The following is a 7,749-nucleotide window of genomic DNA, read 5'->3' as shown; positions in this document are numbered from 1 at the left end:
ATTCTAAGGGGTGCACTTCAGTAAAAGAACCGGGGGCTTTTCTTATTGGTGGTAAACGTTCAATTCAATTAATAAACATTTTAGTTTACAAAGTATGAAATTATCAGTACAATCATAATAGTGAGATGATTTAATAGTCGACGGAGGTTTTCTTACAAAGGAGTTGTCTGCATGAGAGAAGTATTTGCCTACGCACCATTTCGAAAGCTGTTCTTTTCCAATCTGTTCTCCGGGTTTGGGCAAGGCATGACGATGATCGGGATTGCTTGGTTCCTCGTGGAAACGACAGGCTCTGCTCAACTTTTGGGCTCCACCATGTTTACTTCTGCGGTACTGATGTTTTTCATCGGGCCGTATATCGGGACTCTCATCGATCGTTATTCCCGCAAAAAAATGCTGCTGGTAGAAAACTTGATCGGATTTGGCGTGCTTGGCGTGCTTGCGATCTGGGGCTTTTTCGGAGAGTACACCGAGTGGATGCTGATTGTTATCTATTTGACGACGACTTTTATGTACCAAATTCATTACCCGACGCAGTCCGCACTGGTTCAGGAGACGTTTGAGCCCAAGCATTACAACAGCATCAATAGTCTGCTCGAGATCGAAGGACAGACTGCATCTGTTCTTGCTGGCGCGTTTGCAGGGATTTTGCTTAGCTCCTACGGGCTGCATGTGGTGATTATTTTCAATGCGATTACCTACTTGTTCGCTTTTACCTTGCTGTCTACCATGACGTATACCTTCACGCTGGAAAAAGAAGCGAAGCAAAGCCAGGGTGTCGCTTGGACGGGGCAGCTGATGGAAAGCTGGCGGTACATTCGGCAAAAGAAAGGATTCCTGCTGTTTGGCATATCGGCACTCATGCCCTTCATTGCTGTTATGGCGACGAACTTATTGAAGCCTGTTTACATAAGCCAAACGCTGCAGGAGGGTGTCTCGGTTTATTCGCTAGGTGAAGTCACGTATGCACTGGGGGCCGTGGCGGCAGGTTTACTCGTTGCGATCGTCGTTCGCAAGATGGGGCAGCTGGTAGCCATGATCGTCAATACGTTGTTGTTCGCGATTGCCATTGTTGTCATGGTTGCTTTGCCGTATGGCTGGGCATTAATTGCGGCGTACACGTTTTACGGGTGGAGTAACGCTTCCGTGCGCTTGATTCGGCAATCGCTCTATATGACAGTTGTGCCGAAGCATCAGATGGGGCGGGTGATGAGCTTTTTCAACTCAATCGGAATGATGATGCGTTTGGTCCTTATTGGTTTATTTACGGCTATGATCGATTACACGGGGGCAGGAATCGGGTACTTGGTATTGGCGGGTCTGCTGTTGCTTGCGGCGATCGGGATTGCTGCTACCATGAGATACCTGCTGGCTGATGCCAAAGCGGAGGCGGCGGTTGCCACACCAGAGCGATGAAGGGTAGAATGTAGGGATAAATGGGAAGCGAAAGAAAGTGGAGTGTGGAAGCAGCATGCAAGACATACAAGTGAAATTGACGGCACGGCATCATGTCGAAGGCAACTGGGAAGAAACGACCCACAGCTATGAAGGCAAGCGCGTACAAAAAGCATCCGCGTGGTACTTGACCTACAAAGAGCAGATGGAAGGAGTAGGCGAAGTAAGCACGACACTGAAGCTAACAGATACGTCCATTACGCTGGTTCGTCAGGGCGGAGTTTCAACCAGACAGCAATTCGAAAAAGGAGCCAGCACCCATTCTACCTATCAAAGTCCCTATGGTCCGTTTGCAATGGAGACGCATACAAACAAACTGCGAATCCGCTACGAAGCAGAGGTTCCTGTACAGGTAGAAATCGCGTACCAGCTATGGATGAATGAGCAGTATGCTGGTGAGCATGAGCTGAAAATAGAGCTAGGAAAATAAGCCGCCCTTTGCAAGGGCGGTTTTTTGCACGTACAATAGGATTACTTGCGGCTGAAGTGAAAGGGGGATACAGCATGTTTGTACTCACAAATGGACTAATAGCCGGTCTGGGTCTTGCTGCTTTTTTGGCGCTCGGAGATGGTTTGTTTGATACCAATACCTTTCCCGTTTTAATTGATGTCAGCTATGTGCCGGGCATGGAAAACCTGCCCTCTATTGTAGAACTATTGATTCATCTGCTGATTAGTGTGATCGTCGCCTTTTTTCTCATGCACTTTTACCCGCGGGAAAGAAAAGCCCGATCGGTACGATACTTGCTGTACTGGATGCTCGGTTTTTCTGTCGCGTTTTTCCCATTTAGCCTGTTGAGTCAATCCGCGATGAGTTTGACAGCATTTTTCATCTGGGTATTGGGACATTTATTGTATACCGCAATGCTTGCCATTCAGGTAGCGCGTAATCGATAACCTTGTAAAAGTGCCGAATATTCGGCGAAGTGATGGTTTTTTGGCAGCATGGATGGAAGGAAGGAGTGAAAGCCAGGATGCCGTTGTCAGATACGGTAGAAATGTTGCAGGCGATCTTGGGCGCTATCGATGAAGGAATTCACGTTGTGGATGCTAATGGCATTACGATTTTCTACAATCACGTCGCAGCCAAGCTCGATGGGCTGACCTCAGAAGAGGTGTTGGGGAAGCCATTGTTGGAGGTTTTTCCTTCGCTTGATCGACAGTCGAGTACCCTGCTTCGTGTCATCGATAGTGGCGAATCAATCTACAACCAGACACAGACATATAAGAACTGGAAGGGAATGCGTGTGGAGACAATCAACACGACACTCCCCGTGAGAGTAGGCAAACGGTTAGTCGGGGCAGTTGAAGTGGCGAAGGATATCGGCAAGCTAAAAGAACTGTCGGAGCGCTTGGTCGATCTTCAGGCCAAGATTAGTAAGCCGAAACGGACAAAACGCTCGGTAGATGAAACGACTTTCCATTTCGAAGACATTTTGACGATGAGTGAAAAAATGAAACGCCTCAAAGAGCGCGCTCGAAAAGCTGCGCGTACAACTTCTCCCGTGTTGATATACGGCGAAACCGGGACGGGAAAAGAACTGTTTGTCCAATCCATTCACCATGCGTCTGTCCGCAGCAGTAAGCCATTCATCGCGCAAAACTGTGCCGCACTGCCCGCCGCGCTGCTCGAAAGCTTGCTGTTTGGCACGACAAAAGGAAGCTTCACAGGAGCCGATGATCGGCCAGGGTTATTCGAGCTGGCGGACGGTGGTACTCTATTTCTGGATGAACTGAACAGCATGCCGCTCGATTTGCAAGCAAAGCTGCTGCGAGTCCTCCAGGACGGTCAGATCAGACGGATCGGCGGGAGCCAGTCGACCAAAGTGGATGTACGAGTAATCGCCGCAGTCAACGAAGCACCACAGTCACTCGTGGAGAGAGGAATCATGCGAACCGACCTGTATTACCGGATCAACGTCGTCTCTTTTGAGCTGCCGCCATTGCGCGAGCGCAGAGAAGATGTGGATATGCTGATCGATCATTTCTTGCAAAAGTTCAACGGGATCTTCGGTATGAATGTGCGTGGAATCAGCGGTGAAGTGGCTAGTTTGTTTGCTGCGTATGATTGGCCGGGAAACGTACGTGAACTGGAACATGTCATAGAAGCAGCCATGAATATGGTGGAGTCGGACATCATTTTGTTGGACCATCTTCCGGCTCATTTGCTGGAACGCTCGCCGTCTGAGAAAAATGAAGCACCTATTTCGGCACAACTTTTATCAAAGGAAGGCTGTACGCTGCCCGAGATTTTGCGTGAGGTAGAGGAAAAGGTGATCAAAGATGCGATGCAGCAAACGGACGGCAATGTACTTCGTGCTGCCAAACTCTTGGGCATCCCCAGACAGACACTGCAATACAAGCTCTCGCAGCGGATGATCCCTCCCTGTTGATTGCCGAAAATTCGGCAGACTCGCGAAGGATCAAATGGATAAGAAGCTCACGAAACGCTCTATTCCTTATTTTCTAAATCTTTTGATTTGTTGGCATGGCACTTGCATCTCTTGTTGGTTGAGTGAAACGAAGAGGTTCACCATAAGACGAGGGGAGACGGGATGCACATGACAGTAGCGACAAAACGCGATTGGCGTTCGATAGAACTTTGGAAGGATGTCACGGACGAGCAATGGAATGACTGGATGTGGCAGCTTACGCACACCATCAAGACGGTCGATGATTTGAAGCAGGTAATCAACCTGACACCGGAAGAGGAAGAGGGCGTACGTATTTCTACGCAAACCATTCCACTCAATATCACACCGTACTATGCTCATCTGATGGATCCAGACGATCCAAGCGATCCGGTTCGCATGCAGTCTGTACCTTTGTCCTCTGAGATGGTTCGTACCAAATACGACATGGAAGACCCACTCCACGAGGATACCGATTCTCCTGTACCTGGTCTGACACATCGTTATCCAGATCGCGTGCTTTTCCTGGTGACGAACCAATGCTCCATGTATTGCCGTTACTGTACGCGCCGTCGCTTTTCCGGCCAGATCGGTATGGGCGTACCAAAGAAACAGCTGGATGCCTGTATCGATTACATCCGCTCAAGACCAGAAGTCCGCGATGTACTGCTCTCCGGTGGAGACGGTTTGTTGATCAATGACCGTGTATTGGAATACATCATCAGCAGCCTGCGCGACATCCCGCATGTTGAAATTATTCGGATCGGTACGCGTGCACCCGTTGTATTCCCGCAGCGCATTACCGAAAACCTGTGCAATATCCTGAAAAAATACCATCCAGTTTGGCTCAATACACACTTTAACCATCCGAAAGAAATTACACCGGAAGCGAAGCTAGCTTGCGAAATGCTCGCCAACGCTGGTGTTCCGCTCGGCAACCAAGCAGTTATTTTGGCTGGTATCAACGATTGTGCGAATACGATGAAAAAGCTGGTGCAGGACCTGGTCAAAATCCGCGTTCGCCCGTATTACATCTATCAATGCGACCTGTCAGAGGGAATCGGACACTTCCGCGCGCCTGTCAGCAAAGGGATCGAAATCATTGAGCACCTGCGCGGCCATACTTCCGGCTATGCAGTTCCGACCTTTGTAGTAGACGCTCCACACGGCGGAGGCAAAATTCCAGTTAGTCCGAACTACATCATCTCGCAAGCATCTGATAAAGTTGTGCTGCGTAATTTTGAAGGCGTTATCACGTCCTATCCAGAGCCGAAGCAATACCACGAGCACGACGAGGAAAACTGCGAATACTGCAAGGCTGCAAAAGGCAAAGCGGTTGGTATCGCAGCACTCATGCAAGACGAGGTAGACAATCTGGAGCCGACTGATCTGCCGCGTAACAAGCGCATCAAAGCAACCAAGGTCAAATCACTCGCAGATGTACGGTCAGAGCAAAAGGCCAAGAAAGACCAACCTACTGCCGAGACGAAGGAAGCCTCAGGAAAATAAACATGATCAACAGCTACCCGTATGAAGGTAGCTGTTTCTTTTTTTTCGTAAGAATATTTCCAACTCTTCGAAGAGGATGGATGATTCGCAACTTGTGTGATAAGATCGAGTTGTACTCATTATGAGCGGTCGCTCAGTATCGTTGCATTTTTCGAAAAAAATAAACGAACTGACTGAATACTCATTCATTTATTTCCATGATTCTGATAAGATAGAAAAAAACGATTTTCACGTCCAAAGACAAACTCGCAATAGAGGGGAGTAGAAAACATGCTGGCACTCATTAATTTGATCGCCTTTTTCCTGGTTCTCGCTTACGGGCTGTATTTAGCCGGGCATGTCGTGTACAGCAGATACTTGTTTATCAAGCTGGGGAAAAAGCCGGATGTGAAAAATGACTTTGGGGCACGCATCAATCTGATGCTGGACAACGTCATTTTCCACAAGAAGCTGTTGAAGGACAAAAAGAGCGGCGTGATGCACGTTGTGATGTTTTACGGCTTTATCACCCTGCAATTCGGAGCCATCGAGCTGGTTATCAAAGGGCTTTCGAAAGGCTACGAGCTTCCTTTTGGTAGCGCCCACAAATACTTCTCTGTCATGCAAGAGATCACCACGTTTCTCATTTTGGCTGCGGTCGGCTACGCTTTTTACCGCCGCTATATCGAAAAGCTCAAGCGTCTGAAGCGCGGCTTCAAATCGGGGATCGTCCTCTTGCTGATTTCCTCCCTGATGGCGACTGTGCTGTTCTCGCTCGCTTTTGAACAAATTTGGCTCGGACATGAGCCATCGGCGTTCGCTCCGATCTCATCTGTTTTCGCGATCGTACTCTCTGCGATTGGAGTAGGGACAACTGGTGCAGTGGTAGGCTTTTACGTTTTCTGGTGGCTACATCTGATCATCCTGCTCGGTTTCGCGGTGTATGTGCCGCAGTCCAAGCACGCGCATTTGCTGTTTGCTCCTGTCAACGTGTGGTTCAAGAAGCTGGACCCGCCAGGTAAGCTGACCAGCATCAACTTCGAGGACGAGACGCAGGAAGAATTTGGTGTCGGCAAAATCGAGGATTTTACGCAAACGCAGCTCATCGACCTGTACGCTTGTGTGGAGTGTGGTCGCTGCACGAATATGTGCCCGGCCTCTGGAACGGGAAAAATGCTCTCCCCAATGGATTTGATTACGAAAATGCGCGACCATTTGACCGAAAAAGGTGCGTCGGTGACATCGCGTACACCATGGATGCCTAACTTCGCCTTTTCGCAGACGACTGCCAACCAGATTGCAATCCAAGCATCTGAAGTAGCGGCGACAGCGGAAGGAGCAACTGCAGTCTATGAGAAAAGCTTGATCGGCGATGTCATTACCGAGCAGGAGCTGTGGGCTTGTACGACCTGTCGCAACTGTGAAGACCAATGCCCGGTGATGAACGAGCACGTAGATAAAATCATCGATATGCGCCGCTACTTGGTCATGACAGAAGGCAGCATGCCAGCAGAAGCGCAGCGCGCCTTGAACAATATCGAGCGTCAGGGCAACCCGTGGGGAATTAACCGCAAAGACCGGACGAAATGGATTGAAGGTCTGAACGGTGAGTACGAGGTGCCAACTGTGAAGCAGGTCGAAGAATTCGAGTACTTGTTCTGGGTAGGCTCGATGGGATCATTTGACTTGCGTAGCCAAAAAATCTCGCAGGCATTTGTGAAGCTCATGCACGAAGCGGGTGTGAAGTTCGCCATTTTGGGCAACGAGGAAAAGAACTCTGGCGATACGGCCCGCCGTATTGGTAACGAGTTCTTGTTCCAGCAGCTCGCCCAAGAAAATATTGCCTTGTTTGAAGCGTATGAAGTGAAAAAAATCGTCACCTGCGACCCGCACGCGTTCAATACGTTTAAGAACGAATATCCGGAGTTTGGATTGAATGCAGAGGTGTACCACCACTCCGAGCTGTTGGCGGAGTGGGTGAAGGAAGGCAAATTGAAGCCAACCAGGGAAGTCAAGGAACGCATCACCTACCACGATTCCTGCTACCTGGGCCGCTACAACGAAATTTACGACAAGCCACGTGTAATTCTCGAAGCCATTCCTGGTGTAGAGGTGGTCGAGATGAAGCGCAGCGGCTGCGACAGTATGTGCTGTGGAGCGGGCGGCGGCTTGATGTGGATGGAGGAACATGAGGGCTCTCGTGTGAACGTTACACGTACGGAGCAAGCTCTGGAGGTCAAACCGACGGAAATCGCCAGTGCATGCCCATACTGCCTGACGATGATGAACGACGGAATTAAGACCAAAGAGCAGGAAGATCACGTCAAAACACGCGACGTCGCGGAAATTCTCGCAGACGCCATCTAGGTTCATACCATGCGCAAGTCTCGTACTG

At 49.4% G+C, this 7,749-nt stretch carries 6 protein-coding genes; all 6 read left to right on the top strand.

Annotated features, from left to right (window positions below):
- The first annotated feature begins 171 nt into the window (after positions 1–171).
- Positions 172–1,416, top strand: coding sequence for an MFS transporter (locus C7R92_RS26650; protein WP_106836211.1), 1,245 nt, complete (start codon positions 172–174; stop codon positions 1,414–1,416).
- A gap of 55 nt (positions 1,417–1,471) precedes the next feature.
- Entirely contained in the window at positions 1,472–1,885 is a 414-nt protein-coding gene (locus C7R92_RS26645) for a YwiB family protein (RefSeq protein ID WP_047069857.1), read from the top strand.
- A gap of 74 nt (positions 1,886–1,959) precedes the next feature.
- A complete protein-coding gene (locus C7R92_RS26640; RefSeq protein WP_106836210.1) occupies positions 1,960–2,352 on the top strand; it encodes a hypothetical protein in 393 nt (130 codons plus the stop codon).
- 77 nt (positions 2,353–2,429) lie between these two features.
- Positions 2,430–3,848, top strand: coding sequence for a sigma-54 interaction domain-containing protein (locus C7R92_RS26635; protein ID WP_106836209.1), 1,419 nt, complete (start codon positions 2,430–2,432; stop codon positions 3,846–3,848).
- 162 nt (positions 3,849–4,010) lie between these two features.
- Entirely contained in the window at positions 4,011–5,375 is a 1,365-nt protein-coding gene (gene kamA / locus C7R92_RS26630; protein WP_069851073.1) for a lysine 2,3-aminomutase, read from the top strand.
- A 270-nt stretch (positions 5,376–5,645) separates the two neighbouring features.
- A complete protein-coding gene (locus tag C7R92_RS26625) occupies positions 5,646–7,721 on the top strand; it encodes a heterodisulfide reductase-related iron-sulfur binding cluster (RefSeq protein ID WP_106836208.1) in 2,076 nt (691 codons plus the stop codon).
- The last annotated feature ends 28 nt before the right edge of the window (positions 7,722–7,749 follow it).

This window comes from Brevibacillus porteri (assembly GCF_003013475.1).
GTDB classification, from domain to species: Bacteria; Bacillota; Bacilli; order Brevibacillales; family Brevibacillaceae; genus Brevibacillus; species Brevibacillus porteri.
The sequence above is the reverse complement of the archived record's forward strand: the minus strand, read 5'-3'. Positions and strand labels throughout refer to the sequence as shown.

What these genes read in the sequence shown, in the direction of transcription:
- C7R92_RS26625 (WP_106836208.1), top strand. Translation starts at nt 5,646, where the DNA reads ATGCTGGCACTCATTAATTTGATCGCCTTTTTCCTGGTTCTCGCTTAC.
- kamA (WP_069851073.1), top strand. Translation starts at nt 4,011, where the DNA reads ATGCACATGACAGTAGCGACAAAACGCGATTGGCGTTCGATAGAACTT.
- C7R92_RS26645 (WP_047069857.1), top strand. Translation starts at nt 1,472, where the DNA reads ATGCAAGACATACAAGTGAAATTGACGGCACGGCATCATGTCGAAGGC.
- C7R92_RS26650 (WP_106836211.1), top strand. Translation starts at nt 172, where the DNA reads ATGAGAGAAGTATTTGCCTACGCACCATTTCGAAAGCTGTTCTTTTCC.
- C7R92_RS26635 (WP_106836209.1), top strand. Translation starts at nt 2,430, where the DNA reads ATGCCGTTGTCAGATACGGTAGAAATGTTGCAGGCGATCTTGGGCGCT.
- C7R92_RS26640 (WP_106836210.1), top strand. Translation starts at nt 1,960, where the DNA reads ATGTTTGTACTCACAAATGGACTAATAGCCGGTCTGGGTCTTGCTGCT.